This is a genomic window from Faecalibacillus sp. MSK20_93, from assembly GCF_020589945.1.
Lineage (GTDB): Bacteria > Bacillota_I > Bacilli_A > Erysipelotrichales > Coprobacillaceae > Faecalibacillus > Faecalibacillus intestinalis.
Map to the genome: position 1 here is coordinate 1 of NZ_JAJDKA010000053.1, position 19912 is coordinate 19912.

Here is a 19912-nt window from a genome sequence, read left to right on the forward strand (position 1 = left end):
CTTGCACTGCGACCTATCAGAAATGAACTGGTCAGCCAACAATGTTGGCAGGTAGTAAGAATCCCCTGTCTTAGACATGGGGAGTGTCAAAACAAGAATATTTAGTGAATGTAGTATATTAGAATGTAATAAAGATCTTGAACTTTATTATTTAGATTCTTTTAAAATAGTACATGAAAAGTAGACTCTTTATAAAGGTCTGCTTTTTAAATTACATTTTTTTGGTGTATTCTTAACAATAAAAAGAGTAAAATAGGCTTTGGAGGTGAGACTATGTTGTTGTTTGGACATAGAGGTTATAGTGATCAATATTCTGAAAATACAATGTTAGCTTTTTCAAAAGCTATTGAAAGTGGATTTGATGGTATTGAAACAGATGTGCATAAAACAAAAGATGGTGTTCTTGTTTTATGTCATGATGAAAAAATCAATCGAACAAGTGATGGAAAAGGTTATATTAAAGATATGACTTATGAAGAGCTTTGTGTATATAATTTTGGAACAAAAGAAAATCCTCAAAGAATTCCTTTGTTGAAAGAATTATTGGAATTATGTAAAGGAAAAAATGTAAAGATCAACTTAGAAATTAAAACAAATAAAATTCAATATCCAGGAATAGAACTAGAAAGTTATCAAATGATCAAAGAAATGGGGATGTTAGATCAAGTTCTCTTTTCAAGTTTTTATGTTGATTCTCTTTATAAATTAAGAGCAATCGATTCATCTTTATATTTAGGTTATCTTTTTGAAGATGATTATGAAAAAAATAAACAATTATGTTTAACACAAAAATTTCATGTACATGCACGTGAAGATTTTCTAGATGAAGATGAAATTGCACTCTTTTTAAAAGCTGGATTAGACATCAATACATGGGGTGTAAAGAACCGTTTTAGATATGCTTATTTTAAGGAAAAAGGTGTCAATATTGTTATTGCAAATAAAAATTTTAAGAAATTAAAAATGTAATCGCCTATGTTATTTTTTTACATCAAACGAGCGATAATGCTTGTTTTTTGTATGTTTTTCATGTAATATGGTTGTGTACAAATGAAAAATTTCACAATAGTTATGGAGGAAATAAAATGGCAGAAAAAAAACCCGTACAACAAGCTGTCCCAACTGAAGCAGAAACTGATGCTCATGTTGATGACCTTGTAAACAAAGCTTTAAAAGCTTTAGAAGAATTTGAAGATTTTACACAAGAACAAGTAGACTACATCGTCGCTAAATGTTCTGTAGCTGGACTAGACCATCATGGTATTTTAGCTGAAGCTGCAGTTAACGAAACAGGACGTGGAGTATTTGAAGATAAAGCTGTTAAAAACTTATTTGCATGTGAATATGTTACTAACAATTTACGTCATTTAAAAACAGTAGGGATCATCAATGAAGATCCACTAACTGGTATTACTGAAATTGCTGAACCAGTAGGTGTTGTTTGTGGTATCGTTCCAACAACTAACCCAACTTCAACAGTAATTTTCAAATCATTAATCGCTTTAAAAACAAGAAACCCAATCATTTTCTCGTTCCACCCAAGCGCTCATGAAAGTTCAAAACAAGCTGCTATCGTAATTAGAGATGCTGCTATTGCTGCTGGTGCACCAGAAAACTGTATCCAATGGTTATCAATTAAATCTATGTATGCTACTAATGCATTGATGAATCACCCAGGTGTTGCAACTATCTTAGCAACTGGTGGTAACGCAATGGTTAAAGCTGCATATTCATGTGGAAAACCTGCTTTAGGTGTAGGTGCTGGTAACGTACCTGCATATGTTGAAAAAACATGTGTATTACCAAGAGCTGTAAATGATATCGTATTATCAAAATCTTTCGACAATGGTATGATTTGTGCTTCTGAACAAGCAGCAATCGTTGACCAAGAAATCTACAGTGATTTCATGAAAGAAATTAAAAGATTCCATGTTTACTTTGTAAATAAAGAAGAAAAAGCTAAACTTGAAAAATTCATGTTTGGTGCAGAAGCTTATTCAGACAATGTTGCTCAAGCTAAATTAAATCCAAATGTTGTAGGTAAACCTGCTGAATGGATTGCTGAACAAGCTGGATTCAAAGTGCCTGCTGAAACACAAATTATCTGTGCTGAATGTAAAGAAGTAGGACCAAATGAACCATTAACTAGAGAAAAATTATCTCCAGTATTAGCTATCTTAAAAGCTAAAAGCACTGATGATGGTATCGCTAAAGCAGCTGCAATGGTTGAATTTAACGGTTTAGGTCACTCTGCTGCAATTCATACAGAAGATCATGAAATTTCTAAAAAATTCGGACATGCATGTAAAGCAATCCGTATCATTGAAAACGCTCCATCAACATTCGGTGGTATTGGATCAGTATATAATGCATTCATTCCATCATTAACATTAGGTTGTGGTTCTTACGGACATAACTCAGTATCTAACAACGTAAGTGCTGTTAACTTAATCAATATTAAGAGAATAGGGAGACGTAATAACAATATGCAATGGGTTAAACTTCCTCCAAAAGTATACTTTGAAAAGAATTCAATTAGATACTTAAGAGATATGAAACATATGGAAAAAGCCATGATCGTTACTGATAGAAGTATGGTAAATCTTGGTTATGTTGAAAAAATCGAAGACGTTATTAGAAGAAGACGTAATCATGTAGATATTGAATTATTCTTTGATGTTGAACCAGATCCAAGTATTGATACTGTAAGAGAAGGGGTAGAATTGATGAGAAAATTCGAACCTGATTGTATCATTGCTTTAGGTGGAGGATCATCAATGGATGCTGCTAAAGTTATGTGGTTAATGTATGAAAACCCAGAAGTTAACTTTGATGATATCAAACAAAAATTCATGGATATCAGAAAACGTGCTTTCAAATTCCCTGAATTAGGTAAAAAAGCAAAAATGATCTGTATCCCAACTACATCAGGAACTGGATCAGAAGTTACTCCTTTCGCAGTTATCACTGATAAGAAAGAAAACAAAAAATATCCATTAACTGACTATGCTTTAACACCAACTATCGCTATCGTTGATCCTGAATTCGTAATGTCATTACCAGGAGCAATCGCTGCTGATACAGGTATCGACGTATTAACTCATGCGGTTGAAGCTTATGTTTCAATCTTAGCATCTGACTTTACTGATGGATGGGCTAAACAAGCTGTTAAATTAGTATTTGATTACTTAGAAGAATCAGTTAAGAAAGGTACTCCAATTGCTAGAGAAAAAATGCATAATGCTGCAACTATCGCAGGTATGGCATTCGCAAATGCATTCTTAGGAATGAACCACTCATTAGCTCATAAGATTGGTGGAGAATGGCATATTCCTCATGGTAGAACAAATGGTATCTTATTACCACACGTAATTAGATATAACGGAACTATTCCAACTAAATTAAATATCTGGCCAAAAATTGAAAACTATAAAGCTGATGTTAAATTCATGGAATTAGCTCAATTAATCGGATTAAATCCTAAAACTCCAGCTGAAGGTGTTGAAATGTTCGCTGATGCTTGTGAAGAATTATGTCACAAAGTAGGTGTTGTATCTAACGTAGAATCTCAAGGTATCTCAAGAGAAGCTTGGGAAGAATCAGTTCATAGAATTGCTATGAATGCTTACGAAGATCAATGTACACCAGCTAACCCTAGAATGCCTATGGTTAAAGATATGGAAGATATCTTACGTAAAATTTACGATTACAAAAATAAATTTGATAAATAATAGTTAAGGTAGGCATGTCCTACCTTTTCTTTTACCTTAAGAGAAAGTTCATAATGAATTCATATAGAATTGTTATATTAATCATGTCAGATGAAGACAATATAATAAACAAGTATAAGTGACCCCTCTCCCAAAAAATCACTTATACGCAAGGAAAGGAACGGTGTTCCTTTTTTTGTGTAAAAATAATAAATTTATTATTGCAATAAATATTTAATATTGTTAGAATAAGAAAGGGCAATACAGTGTCTTCCATAGGAAGGCACTTTTTATTTTTATAGATACTAGAGGAGGATAAAAAATGGCTAAATACATATTTGTAACAGGTGGAGTTGTGTCTGGTCTTGGTAAAGGATTAACAGCTGCATCTTTAGGAAGAATTTTAAAACAAAGAGGACAAAAAGTCTTCATGCAAAAATTAGATCCATATATTAACGTTGATCCAGGAACAATGTCACCTTATCAACATGGGGAAGTATTTGTTACTGCAGATGGGGCAGAAACAGACTTAGACTTAGGACACTATGAAAGATTTATTGATGAACAATTAAATAAAAACTCATCAATTACAACAGGTAGAATTTATAGTAACGTTATTTCAAAAGAAAGACGTGGAGATTATTTAGGAGCTACTGTACAAGTTGTTCCTCATATTACAAATGAAATTAAAGAAAGAATTTATGCAGCGGCACGTAGTTCTAAAGCAGATATCGTCATTACTGAAATTGGTGGAACAACAGGAGATATCGAAAGTTTACCTTTCATTGAAGCTATCCGCCAAGTAAGATTAGATTTAGGATATGAAAATACCGTTTATATTCATACAACTTTACTTCCATACATTGGAGCAAGTCATGAAGTAAAAACAAAACCAACACAACATAGTGTTAAAGAATTAAGAGGTTTAGGTATTCAACCAGACTTTATTGTTTGTCGTAGTGAACATCATATTGAAAAAGAATTAAAAGATAAGATTTCATTATTCTGTAATGTACCAACACAAAATGTTATTTCAAACTATGATGTAGAAAACTTATATGAATTACCACGTATGTTATTAGATCAAAAAATGGACGATTTAGTATTACAACATTTACAAATCAATGCACCAGCGGCTCATATGGATGAATGGGATGCATTAGTTAACCGTGTTAAAAACTTAAATCAAGAATTAAATATTGCGTTAGTTGGAAAATATGTTCAATTACCGGATGCTTATTTATCAGTTAACGAAGCTTTAAGACATGCAGGATATTATGTAAACAGTGTAGTTAATATTGATTTTATTAATTCAGAAGAATTAAATAAAGAAAATGTAGCAGAAAGATTAAAAGATGCTGATGGTATTATCGTTCCAGGTGGATTTGGTGATCGTGGTATTGCTGGTATGATTGATGCCATTGAATATGCACGTACTAATAAAGTTCCACTTTTAGGTATTTGTTTAGGTATGCAATTAATTACCATTGAATATGCTAGAAATGTTTGTGGTATTAAAGATGCTAACTCATTAGAATTTGATGAATTATGTAAGAATCCAGTGATCAATTTAATGTCTGACCAATCTTTAGAAGATATGGGAGGTACACAAAGATTAGGTGATTATGAATGTCAATTAAATCCAGGGACACATGCTTATCGTCTTTATGGAAAAGAAATGATTAAAGAAAGACATCGTCATAGATATGAATTTAATAATAACTATAAAGATGTTTTAGTTGAAAATGGTTTAAAAGTTGCAGGATTTAACCCAGAAAGAAACCTTGTAGAAATTGTTGAGTTAGAAGATCATCCTTACTATGTAGGATGTCAATTCCATCCAGAATTTACTTCAAGACCAAACCGTGCACAACCTTTATTCCAAGGTTTAATTTCTGCAGCACATGATCGTAAATATAATAAATAAAAAAGCAATATCGAAAGATATTGTTTTCTTATACAAAAAAGGAGATTGTCGAGGCAATCTCCAAATTTTTATTTCTTAGGTAATTTAAATGAGCTCTTTAATGAAACGATTCTATTAAATACAAAATGATCATCTGTAGAATCTTTTGTATCAATACAGAAATATCCATTTCTTACAAATTGGAATGAATCACCAGGTTTATATTTTTCAATAGCTGGTTCAACATAACAATCTTCAATAACAGTTAATGAATTAGGATTTAAGTTTAAAGATCCATCTTCATTATAAACACCTTTTTCTTCATCAACTAAGTTTTCATATAAACGAGCTGTTACTTTTTTACAATGATGAACAGGAACCCAATGAATTGTTCCTTTTACTTTTCTACCTGTAAATCCTGTACCATTTTTAGTAATAGGATCATAAGTACAATGAACAACTGTTACTTTTCCATTTTCATCTTTTTCAAAATCAACACATTTAACGAAATAAGCATTCATTAAACGAACTTCATTTCCTGGGAACAATCTAAAATATTTTTTAGGTGGTTCTTCCATAAAGTCATCACGATCAATCCATAATTCTCTTTCAAATGGAACTTTTTCATAACCTAAATCAGGATTTTCCATGTTGACCATCGCATCTAAATATTCTACTTGTCCTTCAGGATAGTTATCGATAACTAATTTAATAGGATCTAAAACAGCCATCACACGAGGTGCTTTAGGTTTTAAATCATTACGAATACAATATTCTAACATTGCATAATCATTTGATGAGTTACTTTTTGTAACACCAACTAATTCCATAAAAGATTTAATGGATTCTGGTGTAAATCCTCTACGTCTTAATGCTGCAATTGTCACTAAGCGAGGATCATCCCAACCATCAACGATTCCTTCATCTACTAAGCGTTTAATATAACGTTTTCCTGTAATAACATTTGTTAAATAAAGTTTTGCGAATTCAATTTGTTTTGGTGGATGTTCATAACCAATTTCTTGAACGACCCAATCATATAAAGGACGATGATCTTCAAATTCAAGAGTACAAATTGAATGAGTAATTCCTTCAATGGCATCTTCAATTGGATGAGCAAAGTCATACATTGGATAAATACACCATTTATCTCCTGTATTATGGTGTGTCATTCTGGCAACACGATAAATAATAGGATCACGCATATTGATATTGGATGAAGCCATATCGATTTTAGCTCTTAATACTTTTGATCCATCTTCAAATTCACCATTTTTCATTCTTTCAAATAAATCTAAGTTTTCTTCAATAGAACGATTACGGTATGGAGAATCTTTACCGGGTTCTGTTAAAGTACCACGGTATTCTCTAATTTGTTCAGGACTTAAATCACAAACATAAGCTTTTCCTTTTTTGATTAAAAGAACAGCAGCTTCATACATTTGATCAAAATAGTTTGAAGCAAATTTGATATCACCATCATATTTAGCACCTAACCATTCTACATCTGAAACAATACTTTCGACGAATTCTGTTTTTTCTTTCATTGGATTTGTATCATCGAAACGTAAATTAAATGTTCCGTTATATTTTTTAGCTAATCCATAATTTAATAAGATTGATTTAGCATGACCAATGTGTAAATAACCATTTGGTTCAGGAGGAAAACGTGTCGCAATTTTTGTATATTTTCCTTCCGCTAAATCTTGATCTATAATTTTTTCAATAAAATTTTTACTTACTACTTCTTCTTTATCCATAGGAAGTCCTCCCATAATTTTTATATGTTTTAGTTTACCATATTTTCCTTGATTATAAAACATCCAATACTTCATAAATTAGAAAATATGTGCTAGAATGTTTGCGGAAGGTGATAACATGTTTAGAATAGGACAATCGATTGATATTCATCAATTAGTAGAAGGAAGAGATTTATATATTGGTGGTGTAAAAATTGACCATGATAAAGGTTTATTAGGACATAGCGATGCAGATGTTTTATTACATGCCATTATTGAAAGTATTATTGGGGCATTAGGTCTTGGTGATATTGGAAAACATTTTCCAGATACGGATCCTCAATATAAAGGAATTTCTTCAATGGTTTTATTGGAACATTGTTATCAACTGATGGATAAAGAAGGTTATGAAATCAATAACCTTGATAGTATTATTATGTGTGAAGCACCTAAGATGGCTCCACATATTCAAAAAATGAGAGAAAATGTCGCAAGTAAATTACATTGTGACATTAGCCAAATTAACATTAAAGCAACACGTGGAGAAAAACTTGGTTTTGTCGGCAGACAAGAAGGAATGGTAGCTCAAGCGGTTGTATTATTAAGGAAAAAAGGAGTATAGAAATGGCAAAAGTAAGAACAAGATTTGCACCTAGTCCAACTGGATATATGCATATCGGTAACTTAAGAACAGCATTATATGAATATTTAATTGCTAAACATGATCATGGAGATTTTATTTTAAGAATTGAAGATACTGATCAAGAAAGAGAAGTTGAAGGTGCTGTTGATATGATCTATAAAGTTATGGATCAAACAGGATTAGGTTATGACGAAGGACCTAATAAACCAGGAGAAGTTGGACCTTATGTTCAATCTGAAAGATTAGCTATTTATAAAGAATATGCTGATAAATTAGTTGAATTAGGGGGAGCTCATTATTGTTTCTGTGATGAAGAAACAATCAATAAGGTAAAAGAAGAATCTGATAATGAAGAATTAGGATATATTGATCCTTGTAAACATCTTTCTTTAGAAGAAGCAAAACAAAGAATCGCTAATGGTGAAAAATATGTTGTAAGACAAACAATTCCAAGTACTGGAATTACTTCTTTTGAAGATGAAGTTTATGGGCATATTGAAGTAGAAAATGCAGGACTTGCTGAAGGGGTTTTATTAAAAAGTGATGGTTATCCTACATATAACTTTGCGAATATCGTAGATGATCATTTAATGAACATCACTCATGTTGTAAGAGGAAATGAATATTTATCTTCAACACCTAAATATAATTTAATTTATCAAGCATTTGGATGGGATGTACCATCATATATTCATTGTCCACCTGTTATGAAAGATGAAAAACATAAATTATCTAAACGTAATGGAGATGCTTCTTATCAAGATTTAATTAATAAAGGTTTCTTAAATGAAGCAATCTTAAATTATATTGCTTTACTTGGGTGGTCACCTGAAGGTGAACAAGAAATCTTCTCATTAGATGAATTAATTGAAGCATTTGATGTTAAACGTATTTCTAAATCTGGGGCTATTTTTGATATGAATAAATTAAAATGGATCAATAGCCAATATATTAAGAAATTAGATACAAAACAATTAACAGAATTATGTTTACCATTTTTACAAGAAGCTTATGATTTAAGCGATAAAAGTGAAGCATGGATTGAAAAATTAGTAGAAGTGCATAGAGATCATATTTCTTGTGGTGAAGAAATCGTTGAACAAGTTAAATTATTCTTTGAAGATGAAATTCATTTAGAAGAAGAAGCTATTGAATTTATGAAAGATGAAGCTATTCCAAATACTTTAGCTGTATTTAAATCTAAAGTCGCAGAATTAGCTGAAGAAGATTTTAAACAAGATCAAATTTTTGCTTGTATTAAAGCGACTCAAAAAGAAGCAAAAGCAAGAGGAAAAATGTTATACATGCCTTTACGTATTGCAACAACTGGTATTATGCATGGTCCTGATTTAGCGGCTTCTATGGAATTATTAGGTAAAGAAAAAGTATTAAAAAGATTAGGATAGGAAATTACTCTTATCCTTTTTTATGTTTTTTTTACATAGAGTTTGATTTATGTTGCTTTTTTTGAAATGAAGGCATAATATATTGTCAAAAGTACGGTATTTTTCACAAAAAAGACATAATGAGATGGTATAATAGGTTAGAAAGAGGTGATAACAATGAAGAAGAAAATAATTGGTATTGTTTTAACATTCTTTGTTGTTGTAAGTACTCTTCTAACGATTTTTGCTTTTAGAATAACACCCGTTACTTTAAAAAGAGATACTTTTGTTTATGAATATGGAACACCAATTTCTAATAATCCGGTAGATTATGTCAATGCTAATGCAAATGTTATTAATGAGGTACAATTAAATTTTTCTAATTTAAAAAATGAGATAGGTGTTTATAAAGTATCGGCTTCTTATGCGGGAGTAGAATTTCCATTTTACATTAAAATTCAAGATACAACAAAACCAGTTGTAACTTTAAATCAAGTTGTTTTTAATGTGAATTTAAATGAAGAAATTAGTGCTTTGAATTTGATAGATAAAGTAGAAGATCAATCAGAAGTTATTGCTTATTTTTTAGAGGATGATGGAACAAAAAATACAACTCTTAAATTCACAAAAAAAGGTTCTTATATAGTTAATATTATTGTAGAAGATGTGGTGGGAAATCAAGCGGCTAAATTAAGAGCTAAGATTGTTGTGGGAAGCTTAGGAAATCATCCAACGCTTGAAGGTATTGATGATGTTGAAATTGTTCAAGGAACACATTTTGATATTATGGAAGGTGTTAAAGCTAGTGATGGTAATGGAAATGATATTACACATCAAATTAAGATTTTGAAAAATACAGTCAATACTGAAGAAGTAGGAAGCTATGAAGTTATTTACTCAATTACAAATAGTCAGGGTAATAATATTCAAAGAACAAGAAAAGTAGAAGTGATTAAAAATGAAAGTGAGAAGAAAAAATGAGTGTAACTTTAGCGATGATTGTGATATCCGTAGCCATTTATGTCATTATTAATTTTATAGATCATTCAGATGAAAAATCAGCGTTGGCTATTAAATATGGAGCTTTTTATCCTCCTAAAATAGAATATAAACAAGAGTATTGGCGCTTTTTAACAGCTAATTTTGTTCATGTTGATTTAGTTCATATTTTTATGAATTGTTATGCACTTTATTATTTGGGTGGAACTTTCTTTGAACCTTTTTTGGGAAGTTTAGAATATTTGTATTTAGTATTAATTTCTGGAATTTTTTCTTATCTTATTACTTATATGGCATCAAAAAAAGAGGGACGTTATCAAAATACGATTACTTTAGGTGCAAGTGGTATTTTTTATGGGTTTTTAGGAGCTATTGTGACTTTAGGTGTTGTTTTTCAAGGACCATTTTTAATGGTTTTAAAACAATTTATTCCTGTCATTGCTATTAATGTTGTTTTTACGTTGGCAGATAAAAATATTTCTAAAACAGGGCATTTAGGTGGCTTTGTTGGTGGTGTTATTGCTATGCTAGTGCTTATTGGAAGTGGTTTATGCGTTTATTAATTGATGGAGATGCTTGTCCTGATCGTCAAAAAGTTATTGAACTTGCTTTGCATTATGGAGTAGAAGTTTTATTGTTTATTGATTTTGCACATGTTATTGAAGATGAAAGAATTCAAATAATTATGTGTGAAGTAGGAAAAGATAGTGTTGATCAAATGATTCTTTCTTATATACAAGAAGGTGATCTATTGATTAGTCAAGATTATGGACTTGCAAGTTTAGCTTTGCTTAAAAATGTAACGATACTTCATGTATCGGGGAAAAGAATTACAGAAGATAATATTAATAATTTGTTGACTTCTCGTTACTTAGGACATCTTTCTAGAAAACAACATAAGCATGTAAAAGGACCTAAAAAAAGGAATTATAAGACATCACAATTCTTTTTAAGAGAATTAGAAAAGATATTTATTGAAAATAAAATAAACGAAGAAAAAGCAATACTAGAATAAACATCTAGCATTGCTTTGTTTTTATTTTCCAGAATCTCCATAGTTTTTAAGCACACGAGCACTTGGATCATCAACATCACAGTTTTCCCATTCTTTATTTGGCATCCAGAAATCTTTGATCCATTTTCCTTGTTGTGGGAAGAATGATTCAAAAATATCTCTATACATTAATGATTCTTTGGTGAAAGGTGTACAATATGAATATTTATCTTTAGCATTTAAAACATCTTCATCACTGTATTTATCTTCAGCTAATTCTTTTAAATAATCTACCATTGAATGACCAACAGCATCAGAAAAAGCTGCTTTTTCTCTAAATAAAATATCGTGTGGTAAATAATCAGTTCCTTCAAAAGCATGTCTTAACAAATATTTTCCTTTATTATAAACATTCATTTTTTTAGCAGGATCAATAGACATAGAATAATCAACAAAATCAAGATCAGCAAAAGGAACACGTCCTTCAAGAGCATGTGCAGAAATACAACGATCGGCTCTTAAGACATCGTACATATAAAGTTCTTTGATTCTTTTACTTGCTTCTTCTTGGAAAGCTTTAGCGTTAGGTGCAAAATCAGTATATTTATAACCAAATAATTCATCTGAAACTTCCCCAGTCATAATAACTTTAATATCGGTATTTTGGTGAATATATTTACATAAAATATACATGGCCATACTCGCACGAATTGTTGTAATATCGAAAGTTTCAAGATGATAGATGACTTCTTTTAGATGTTGATAGAGATTTTCTTTATTCATAATAACTTCTGTATGTTCTGTTCCTAAATAATCAGCAACTTGTTTAGCGTATTTTAAATCAATAGGATCACTTTCCATACCGATAGCGAAAGTACGAATAAGTTTATCTGATAATTTTTGACCAATGGCACATACTAAAGAAGAATCTAATCCACCGCTTAATAAATATCCAATTGGAGCATCAGACATAAATCTTTTTTCTACGGCTTTTTCAAGTTTCGTTTTTAATTTTCCAGCAATTGTTTCTAAATCATCATCAACGATTGTTTTAGGATCACTTAAATCATTATAACAAACAAATTGACCATCTAAATAATAATGTCCTGGTGGAAAAGGCATAATATCATCACATAAATCAAATAAAGCTTTGGCTTCGGAAGCAAAACATATTTGATGTTCTTTTTTACTATAACCATAAAACATAGGTCTAATTCCCATTGGGTCTCTTGCTGCCATTAACTGTTTCGTTTTGTTATCGTATAAAACAAGAGCAAATTCAGCATCTAAATATTTACATAAAATTTCAAGTCCATATTGTTCATATAATGGAATCAAAACTTCACAATCACTACCAGATTTAAAAGTATAGCTACTTTCTAATTTTGTTTTTAATGCTGGATAGTTATATATTTCACCATTACATACAAGTGTATAATCTTTATAAACAAAAGGTTGATTTCCATTTGTTGATAAATCCATAATTGATAGACGGTTAAATCCCCATGTTATTCCATGATCAATTGAGACATGTTGATAATCAGGTCCACGATACGCTGCTTTATCTAAAGCTTTTTGGAAAACCTGTAATTCAAATTCTTCACTTCCAACGACTAAAAAACCACACATTTTAATATCCCCCTTATAATTAAAAAACGCACATAGTGTGCGAGTATCGTGTAACATATAAATCCAAAGATATACATGGTACGGAAAATACTTCAAAGAGTACTCGATACCCGCTAGTTGTAACATAACTAGAGACGTTCTAGCCTACTTGCATTGCTTTCGGTAGACAGCTCGAAGGTGTTCTTCATATTTTCGTTCACTGCTAGTCTTTCACCTTCTACTAGCTCGCTGTTGCTTCGTAAAAATACTACTCTCCTTGTCTTTGCTTTTAACTTGTTTACAGTATAGTATAGGATTTATAAAAAATCAATAAGAAATAATTAATATGATAAAAAATATTTAATTTTATACAATTATAAAATGTGAATAACTTTTGAGACAAATTTGAGACAAAAAACATAAAAAAATCATGTATAATGTTAATGTCTAGAAAAATATAAATATAGGAGTTTAAAAATGCCAAAAGATATACACATGTTAGTAAGTATGATTAATATGAAATTAAGAGATGATGATATGCAATTATCACATGTTCTTTCTATTTATGATTTGGATGAAACTGAGTTTATGAAAAGATTAGATGAAAACGAATATTTTTATGATGAAAGTACAAATCAAATTAAAACAAAATAATTGTTTTATCAAAGAATAGTGATATAATTATGAATACTTAAACGGAGGGAATTTAAATGTTAAAATTAGAAGATTTTAAAGCAGCTAAAAAAAGAGTTGATGAAGTTATCTTACCAACTCATTTAATACATAGTGATGCCTTTTCTGAAGAATGTGGAAATGATGTCTACATCAAACCTGAAAACTTACAAAAAACAGGAGCTTTCAAAATTAGAGGGGCCTACAATAAAATTATGAAATTAGATGATGAAGCAAAGAAAAAAGGGTTAATTGCTTCTTCAGCTGGAAATCATGCACAAGGTGTTGCTTATGCAGCAAAAAAATTAGGGGTCAAAGCAACAATTTGTATGCCAGCACATACACCATTAATTAAAGTTGATGCTACAAAAGCACATGGAGCGGATGTTGTATTATATGGTGAAGCTTATGATGAAGCTTATGAAAAAGCTGTAGAATTACAAAAAAGTGAAGGATACACTTTTGTTCATCCTTTTGATGATGAAGATGTTATGGAAGGGCAAGGAACAATTGCTTTAGAAATTATGGAAGAACTTCCAGATGTTGATTATATTTTAGTACCAATTGGTGGTGGTGGATTAATTTCAGGTATTGCTTGTGCAGCAAAGCAAATCAATCCATCTGTTAAAATCGTTGGTGTTGAACCAGAAGGTGCAGCGAGTGCCCTTGCCGCAGTTGAAGATGATCAACTTGTTAAATTAAGTGAAGTAAGTACAATCGCTGATGGTACAGCAGTTAAACAAATTGGAGAAACTCCATTTGAATATATTAAAAAATATGTTGATGAAATCGTAACTGTAAGTGATTATGAATTGATGGAAGCCTTCTTATTACTTGTTGAAAAACATAAATTAATTGCTGAAGGATCAGGTATTTTATCATTAGCGGCTTTAAAGAAATTACATTGTAAACGTAAAAAAGTTGTTTCACTTATTTCAGGTGGAAATATGGATGTTATGACAATTTCTTCAATGATCAATAAGGGACTTATTTCAAGAGGAAGAATTTTAACATTTTCAGTACAATTACCAGATATTCCAGGACAATTAGAAGTTGTTTCTCATTTACTTAATGAATGTAATGCAAATGTTATTGGAGTTGAACATAACCAATTTAAAAACTTTGCTCGTTTTTCTGAAGTAGAATTAAGAGTGACCTGTGAAACAAATGGTGAAGCTCATATTCAAGCGATTGCTGATAAATTTAAAGAAAATGGTTATATTATTCAAAAAATTAACTAATCTTATAAACCGCTTAGGCGGTTTTTTATTTTCAATGAGGTGAAGATTATGATTTATAAATATTTTAAAGAGTGTAAAAAATTAATTGTATTGATTACTTTATTAGGCATGCTTATTGGTATGCTTTTTTTTATAACTAAAGATACACCACCAACACTGGTACTAAAAAAGAAAAAAATCAATATTGAATATGGACAAACTTATTATGCTAATTTTAAAGGTTTAGTGGATACAACAGGAATGAGTAAAAAGGAGATTTGTTATTTAAAAAAGAATGTAAGTATAACGGATAATCTTCAAAATGAAGATCAAAAAAGTTATCCAGCAGTGGGAAAATATAAGATTTTTATAAAATATAATAATAAGCTTTCAACGATTCAAATTATCTGTAAAGATACATTAGCACCTGTACTAGCATTTCCTAAAAATGTAGATGTTATAAAAGAAAGTGATTTAGAAAGTATTGATTTTAAATCATTGATCATAGCTACCGATTTATCACCATTAAAAGAAATTCAAATAGATACAAGTCAAATCGATATTCATAGAATAGGTGAATATCAAGTAAAAGTATTTGTAGAAGATATTTATAAAAATAGAAGAGAAAAAGAATTTAAGGTCAATGTTACAGAAAATAAACAAGAAACAACTAATTCTCAAAATAATCAAGAAAATAATGTGAATAAGATTGAAAGTGAAAATAATAAACCGAATGAGGACATTACAATCTCTCAATCAAATGAAAAAAATAATGTAAAGGATCATTTAGATAATGATCATCAACAAACAAAGCCCCTACAAACGGTTTATTGGTATGAATGTTACCTTTGTGGATTATATGTTGATTCAAATGTTTCTTTAGAAGATGCTAAAAAGAAGTTTGATCAAACAAAGTGTACAGATGCTATTGAATTTTCAGGAATAGAGTGGAGACATAGTAGATTTCATTATGGAATTAATCATTCTTAGAAAATTGAAGGAGGAGTAAAAGTGAATTGTGTTTATAAGTGGATTTTAGGTCCATAGGCAATCAGAGATTGTCTTTTTTTATTAGAAATTATTTATGATGGAGGAATATGAAATGAAACAGAAAAAAATATTTGATAAAGTTATGAAAATATTTGCAGTTATGGTGTTTATTTTATCTATGTGTTTTTCACAAAAATATGCAAATAATGTCGAAGCATGGGATAATAGTACACCTCATGAATTTACACGTATTAAACAAATTGATTATCCATGGTGGTGGTCTTCTAAAATAGCTAGTGCGAAAAAATGGTCCACTTATATGTGTAAATATGATAATAAATATGCTTATTGTTTAGAAGCAAGTAAAAAATCACCATCAGCTGGAAAATATCCAGCTCAAGTGATTGAAAATAATGAGGCTGTAAGAAAAATTCTTTATTATGGATTTGGAGGACCAGGCTATGATCAAGCAATTAAAGAAATGTATACAGTTGAATTAAATTCTTGTGTTCCTGATGATTTTGGAGAAAAGCATGGTAACTTTGATGATGGTGCTTATTTGTTTACCCATATTTGGCTTTCTTATGCTTATGGCGGAGATTTAATGGGGTTAAACTTAAAAGATTTCAATGCTAAATGGCCAAATGCAGATGGTAATAGTGGTTATGGAGATAATATTTTATGGGGCTATAACTGGCTTATGAATCAACCTGATATTGGTTATGCTTATTTTAGCCCAAGTCAAGATGGTGGAGTTACAGCCTCTTTTAAGGCTGAATTTGATAAGGTAAATAAACTTCAAAAAACCAATACTGTTAAATTAGAAGGAACAAGTCATTCTACCATTCAAGTTCCTTTACAAAATAATGTTACACTATATAACGTAACAAAAGGAACGATGCAAACAGGAGGGACGGCAACTGTAAATGGTGGAGAAAGTTTCTATTTAACAGCACCATGTAAAAATAGTCCAGAAAATTATAAGTCAGGAAATATTGCGGGAAAAGGTTGTGAAATGTTTACTGCATTAGCTATTAAAGATGGTGCAGAAGGAACACAAACAGAAGGTTCATGGAATTTAGATCCTGATGGAAATAAATTAAAATATGAAGTTGAATGGTTGGATTTTGGAGCGTTACGCCTTTCTAAGGTAGATAATACTTCTGAATTTCAAAAAAATTCTAAATTTAGATTAATTTCAATTTCTTATACAGGATATGATGAAACTTTTGAAGTCACAAAAGATGAAAATGGAGATTATGAATTATTTATTGATTATTTACCTGTAGGAACTTATTCACTTACTGAGATTGAATGTGAAGATCACTTTGCGCCTGTTGTTGCTAAATGGCAAGTGACAATTGTAAAAGATAAGACAACAAAGAAAATTGTTGTAAATACATTAAGACCAACAGGAACATTAAAACTTCAAAAGAAACTTGAAGACGCACGTCAGGGAGCTGTTGATCTTGCAGATAAAGATATTAAAAAAACAAAATATAAAGTTGTAGCAATGAATGATATTGTTGATACAGTATCCTTGAAAAAATTATATTCTAAAGGGGAAATAATTACTTTAGGAAGTGGAAAATGTATTGTTGATACAAATGATGGTCAAATGATTACTTATTCAAATGGTGTACAAGTTTCAAAAGGAATAATGAATGAAGAAGGAATTATTTCTGTAGATGAAAATGGTCAATTAGAAATGACAGGAATTCCTCTTGGAAAATATCAAGTTGTTGAAGTTTCATGCCCTCAAGGTTATGTTTTAGATTCTACACCTTATGATTTTGAAATTACACAAAAAGATCATACAACAACAATTTATACAACCTCTCATGAACAAACAAATCAAATTACTAAGACAACATTTACTAAAACCGATGTTACTGGTGATCAAGAAGTTAGTGGTGCTAAAATGTCTATTACGGATTTAGAGGGAAAAGTTATTGATGAATGGATTTCATCTAATAAGGCCCATGAAATAGATGGATTAGAAAGTGGAAAAACTTATTATTTAAATGAGGATACAAGTCCAGCAGGATATGTAAAAGCAACGAAAATTGAATTTAAAGTCAATGAAGATGGAAAAATTCAAAAAGTAAATATGAAAGATAAAGTTGTAACAATTTCTAAAGTAACTTTAGGTGGTGAAGAAATTCAAGGAGCTTTATTACAAGTAATAGATGAGGAAGGGAATACAGTTGATCAATGGTATAGTGATGGAAATGAACATCCTGTAAGTGGGTTAGAAGAAGGAAAAACGTATACTTTACATGAAGATTTAGCACCTTTAGGATTTAATTTAGTAAATGATATATCTTTTACAGTTTCTTATGAAAAAGAAAATCAAAAAATAGAAATGATTGATACTTTTGTTAAAGTTTATAAACAAAAAGAAGATGGTAATTTGTTAAAAGGAGCACAGCTTACAGTTGTTTCTACAAAAACAAAAAATAGAATTGATCAATGGATTACAGGACAACATATTTTTGATATTAATGATGTTATGAAGAAAAAAATATTAAAAGGGGATATGTGTCAAGGTAAAAATGAAGAAGGTATTGAATACAAAGTTGTTCCCCAATTAAAATCAAATGATTATTTTTTAATGTTGAAAGATGGAGAAGATGTGACATATTATTGTATAGATATTCAAGGAGATGAGACAGCCCACTTAATACAAGGACTTAATAGTGGGGAAAAATATATTTTAAGAGAAACATTGACACCTTGTGGATATGCAACAGCTAAAGAACAAATTTTTGAAATAAGAGAAAAGAATATTGTTTTAAAAGTTGTTGATGAAGATATTAAAGTGGATATTTCTAAAAAAGACATAACAAATAAAAAAGAATTGTCTGGAGCTCATTTACAAGTGAAAAATGAAGATGGAGAAGTTCTTGATTCTTGGATTTCAACTGATCAAGAACACCGCATTTGTCATTTGGAAGTTGGTAAAAAATATATTTTAGAAGAAACAATGGCACCTTATGGTTATGAAAAGAGTGAAAAAGTCGAATTTGTGATTAAAGATACTGGAGAAATACAAAAAGTCATCATGTATGATCAACCAATTATTCAAGCAATTAAAACAGGTGATAGTTCAAAGTTGAATTATTTTATAATGCTTGGTGCTTTAAGTGGAATTTGTATTTTTTTATGTAGAAAAAGGGATGTTAAATCCCCTAAATCTAAATGATTTCATCAATAAGACCATATTCTAAAGCTTCTAATGGATCTAAGTAGTAATCACGATCACAATCATGAATGATTTTTTCTAATGATTGTTTAGAATTTTCGCTTAAAATAAGTGAAAGTTTTTTCTTTTGTTTGCATATTCTTTTGGCGTTTATTTCAATATCACTTGCTTGTCCTTCTAAAGAGGCAAGAGGTTGATGTATCATTATTTCACTATTTTTTAATGCACATCTTTTTCCTTTGGAACCTGCACTTAAAAGAATAGAAGCCATACTTGCTGCCATGCCACAACAAATTGTGCTGACATCACATGAAACAAAGTTCATTGTATCAAAAATTGCTAGTCCTGCAGAAACACTACCGCCAGGTGAATTGATATACATGTAAATATCATTTTTATTATCTTGTGCTTCTAAATAAAGTAATTGACCAATAATTGAACTTGCCATGGCATCGTCGATAGTTCCTGTAAGTAGAATAATTCTTTCTTCTAAAAGTTTGGAATAGATATCGTAGGCATATTGATGATTTTTATCTTTTTCTATAACGGTTGGTATTAGATGCATAAAATAACCTCCATATGTAATTATAGAAATTAATAATAAAAATTATTCTTTGCGCTGATGAAATAAGTAAAAATTTTTTTAAAAAAATAGTAGAAAATAGTGTAAGCGCTAACGATATGATGAAATGGGAATTATTAGAAAAATAAAGGAAAAATTAATGCATCTTATACAAGAAATCAACGTTGTAATAGTTGCTTTTGTGAAGTTTTTGACTTATAACCTGACTTTGGTATCCAGCATTAAAATATAGTGATAGTAAAAAAGCAGTAGGAATTC

The 19912-nt window shown here is 30.3% G+C and carries 15 protein-coding genes; 12 read left to right on the forward strand and 3 right to left on the reverse strand.

Annotation, left to right across the window (positions count from 1 at the left end; translation table 11 throughout):
* Nucleotides 1-273: 273 nt before the first annotated feature.
* The 3 genes from LJD34_RS12745 (at nucleotide 274) to LJD34_RS12755 (ending at nucleotide 5637) form a co-directional block, all read left to right on the forward strand.
* Nucleotides 274-969: a glycerophosphodiester phosphodiesterase family protein gene (locus tag LJD34_RS12745; protein ID WP_227360075.1), complete on the forward strand. Its 696-nt coding sequence runs from the start codon at nucleotides 274-276 to the stop codon at nucleotides 967-969.
* 116 nt (nucleotides 970-1085) lie between these two features.
* A complete protein-coding gene (gene adhE, locus LJD34_RS12750; protein ID WP_227360077.1) occupies nucleotides 1086-3731 on the forward strand; it encodes a bifunctional acetaldehyde-CoA/alcohol dehydrogenase in 2646 nt (881 codons plus the stop codon).
* A gap of 301 nt (nucleotides 3732-4032) precedes the next feature.
* Entirely contained in the window at nucleotides 4033-5637 is a 1605-nt protein-coding gene (locus tag LJD34_RS12755) for a CTP synthase (RefSeq protein ID WP_032090771.1), read from the forward strand.
* Nucleotides 5638-5705: 68 nt separating this feature from the next.
* Here the strand turns inward: LJD34_RS12755 and LJD34_RS12760 are convergent, their stop codons facing one another.
* On the reverse strand, nucleotides 5706-7376 hold the full coding sequence (locus LJD34_RS12760) for a glutamine--tRNA ligase/YqeY domain fusion protein (protein WP_032091229.1): 1671 nt from the start codon (nucleotides 7374-7376) through the stop codon (nucleotides 5706-5708).
* A 118-nt stretch (nucleotides 7377-7494) separates the two neighbouring features.
* On the opposite strand from LJD34_RS12760, the gene ispF reads away from it, so the two are divergent.
* The 5 genes from ispF (at nucleotide 7495) to LJD34_RS12785 (ending at nucleotide 11397) form a co-directional block, all read left to right on the forward strand.
* Nucleotides 7495-7977, forward strand: coding sequence for a 2-C-methyl-D-erythritol 2,4-cyclodiphosphate synthase (gene ispF / locus LJD34_RS12765; RefSeq protein WP_107030090.1), 483 nt, complete (start codon nucleotides 7495-7497; stop codon nucleotides 7975-7977).
* A gap of 2 nt (nucleotides 7978-7979) precedes the next feature.
* A complete protein-coding gene (gltX, locus tag LJD34_RS12770; RefSeq protein ID WP_227360082.1) occupies nucleotides 7980-9404 on the forward strand; it encodes a glutamate--tRNA ligase in 1425 nt (474 codons plus the stop codon).
* Between the two features lie 156 nt (nucleotides 9405-9560).
* A complete protein-coding gene (locus LJD34_RS12775; RefSeq protein ID WP_147580603.1) occupies nucleotides 9561-10364 on the forward strand; it encodes an immunoglobulin-like domain-containing protein in 804 nt (267 codons plus the stop codon).
* Nucleotides 10361-10945 (forward strand): rhomboid family intramembrane serine protease, encoded by a 585-nt coding sequence (locus LJD34_RS12780; protein ID WP_032090767.1) that lies wholly within the window; start codon nucleotides 10361-10363, stop codon nucleotides 10943-10945. Before LJD34_RS12775 ends, LJD34_RS12780 begins: the two co-directional genes overlap by 4 nt.
* The gene (locus tag LJD34_RS12785) at nucleotides 10933-11397 is read left to right on the forward strand and encodes a DUF188 domain-containing protein (protein WP_032090766.1); all 465 of its coding nucleotides are present in this window, start codon (nucleotides 10933-10935) and stop codon (nucleotides 11395-11397) included. The genes LJD34_RS12780 and LJD34_RS12785 overlap by 13 nt, the downstream gene beginning before the upstream one ends.
* A 21-nt stretch (nucleotides 11398-11418) precedes the next feature.
* Here LJD34_RS12785 and asnB read toward each other — a convergent pair whose 3' ends face one another.
* Entirely contained in the window at nucleotides 11419-13005 is a 1587-nt protein-coding gene (asnB, locus tag LJD34_RS12790; RefSeq protein ID WP_227360084.1) for an asparagine synthase B, read from the reverse strand.
* Nucleotides 13006-13461: 456 nt separating this feature from the next.
* Here asnB and LJD34_RS12795 point away from each other — a divergent pair, with 456 nt between their 5' ends.
* The 4 genes from LJD34_RS12795 to LJD34_RS12810 all read left to right on the forward strand — a co-directional run bounded on the left by LJD34_RS12795 (nucleotide 13462) and on the right by LJD34_RS12810 (nucleotide 19071).
* The gene (locus tag LJD34_RS12795; RefSeq protein ID WP_119363997.1) at nucleotides 13462-13638 is read left to right on the forward strand and encodes a DUF4250 domain-containing protein; all 177 of its coding nucleotides are present in this window, start codon (nucleotides 13462-13464) and stop codon (nucleotides 13636-13638) included.
* Between the two features lie 56 nt (nucleotides 13639-13694).
* Nucleotides 13695-14897, forward strand: coding sequence for a threonine ammonia-lyase (gene ilvA, locus LJD34_RS12800; protein WP_032090764.1), 1203 nt, complete (start codon nucleotides 13695-13697; stop codon nucleotides 14895-14897).
* 48 nt (nucleotides 14898-14945) lie between these two features.
* Nucleotides 14946-15866 (forward strand): hypothetical protein, encoded by a 921-nt coding sequence (locus LJD34_RS12805; RefSeq protein ID WP_227360085.1) that lies wholly within the window; start codon nucleotides 14946-14948, stop codon nucleotides 15864-15866.
* Between the two features lie 112 nt (nucleotides 15867-15978).
* Complete coding sequence (locus LJD34_RS12810) at nucleotides 15979-19071, forward strand: SpaA isopeptide-forming pilin-related protein (RefSeq protein WP_227360087.1); 3093 nt, start codon at nucleotides 15979-15981, stop codon at nucleotides 19069-19071.
* Here the strand turns inward: LJD34_RS12810 and LJD34_RS12815 are convergent.
* On the reverse strand, nucleotides 19064-19636 hold the full coding sequence (locus tag LJD34_RS12815) for an ATP-dependent Clp protease proteolytic subunit (protein WP_022001252.1): 573 nt from the start codon (nucleotides 19634-19636) through the stop codon (nucleotides 19064-19066). The genes LJD34_RS12810 and LJD34_RS12815 overlap by 8 nt on opposite strands.
* Nucleotides 19637-19912: the final 276 nt, after the last annotated feature.

What these genes read in the sequence shown, in the direction of transcription:
- LJD34_RS12745 (WP_227360075.1), top strand. Translation starts at nt 274, where the DNA reads ATGTTGTTGTTTGGACATAGAGGTTATAGTGATCAATATTCTGAAAAT.
- adhE (WP_227360077.1), top strand. Translation starts at nt 1,086, where the DNA reads ATGGCAGAAAAAAAACCCGTACAACAAGCTGTCCCAACTGAAGCAGAA.
- LJD34_RS12755 (WP_032090771.1), top strand. Translation starts at nt 4,033, where the DNA reads ATGGCTAAATACATATTTGTAACAGGTGGAGTTGTGTCTGGTCTTGGT.
- LJD34_RS12760 (WP_032091229.1), bottom strand. Translation starts at nt 7,376, where the DNA reads ATGGATAAAGAAGAAGTAGTAAGTAAAAATTTTATTGAAAAAATTATA.
- ispF (WP_107030090.1), top strand. Translation starts at nt 7,495, where the DNA reads ATGTTTAGAATAGGACAATCGATTGATATTCATCAATTAGTAGAAGGA.
- gltX (WP_227360082.1), top strand. Translation starts at nt 7,980, where the DNA reads ATGGCAAAAGTAAGAACAAGATTTGCACCTAGTCCAACTGGATATATG.
- LJD34_RS12775 (WP_147580603.1), top strand. Translation starts at nt 9,561, where the DNA reads ATGAAGAAGAAAATAATTGGTATTGTTTTAACATTCTTTGTTGTTGTA.
- LJD34_RS12780 (WP_032090767.1), top strand. Translation starts at nt 10,361, where the DNA reads ATGAGTGTAACTTTAGCGATGATTGTGATATCCGTAGCCATTTATGTC.
- LJD34_RS12785 (WP_032090766.1), top strand. Translation starts at nt 10,933, where the DNA reads ATGCGTTTATTAATTGATGGAGATGCTTGTCCTGATCGTCAAAAAGTT.
- asnB (WP_227360084.1), bottom strand. Translation starts at nt 13,005, where the DNA reads ATGTGTGGTTTTTTAGTCGTTGGAAGTGAAGAATTTGAATTACAGGTT.
- LJD34_RS12795 (WP_119363997.1), top strand. Translation starts at nt 13,462, where the DNA reads ATGCCAAAAGATATACACATGTTAGTAAGTATGATTAATATGAAATTA.
- ilvA (WP_032090764.1), top strand. Translation starts at nt 13,695, where the DNA reads ATGTTAAAATTAGAAGATTTTAAAGCAGCTAAAAAAAGAGTTGATGAA.
- LJD34_RS12805 (WP_227360085.1), top strand. Translation starts at nt 14,946, where the DNA reads ATGATTTATAAATATTTTAAAGAGTGTAAAAAATTAATTGTATTGATT.
- LJD34_RS12810 (WP_227360087.1), top strand. Translation starts at nt 15,979, where the DNA reads ATGAAACAGAAAAAAATATTTGATAAAGTTATGAAAATATTTGCAGTT.
- LJD34_RS12815 (WP_022001252.1), bottom strand. Translation starts at nt 19,636, where the DNA reads ATGCATCTAATACCAACCGTTATAGAAAAAGATAAAAATCATCAATAT.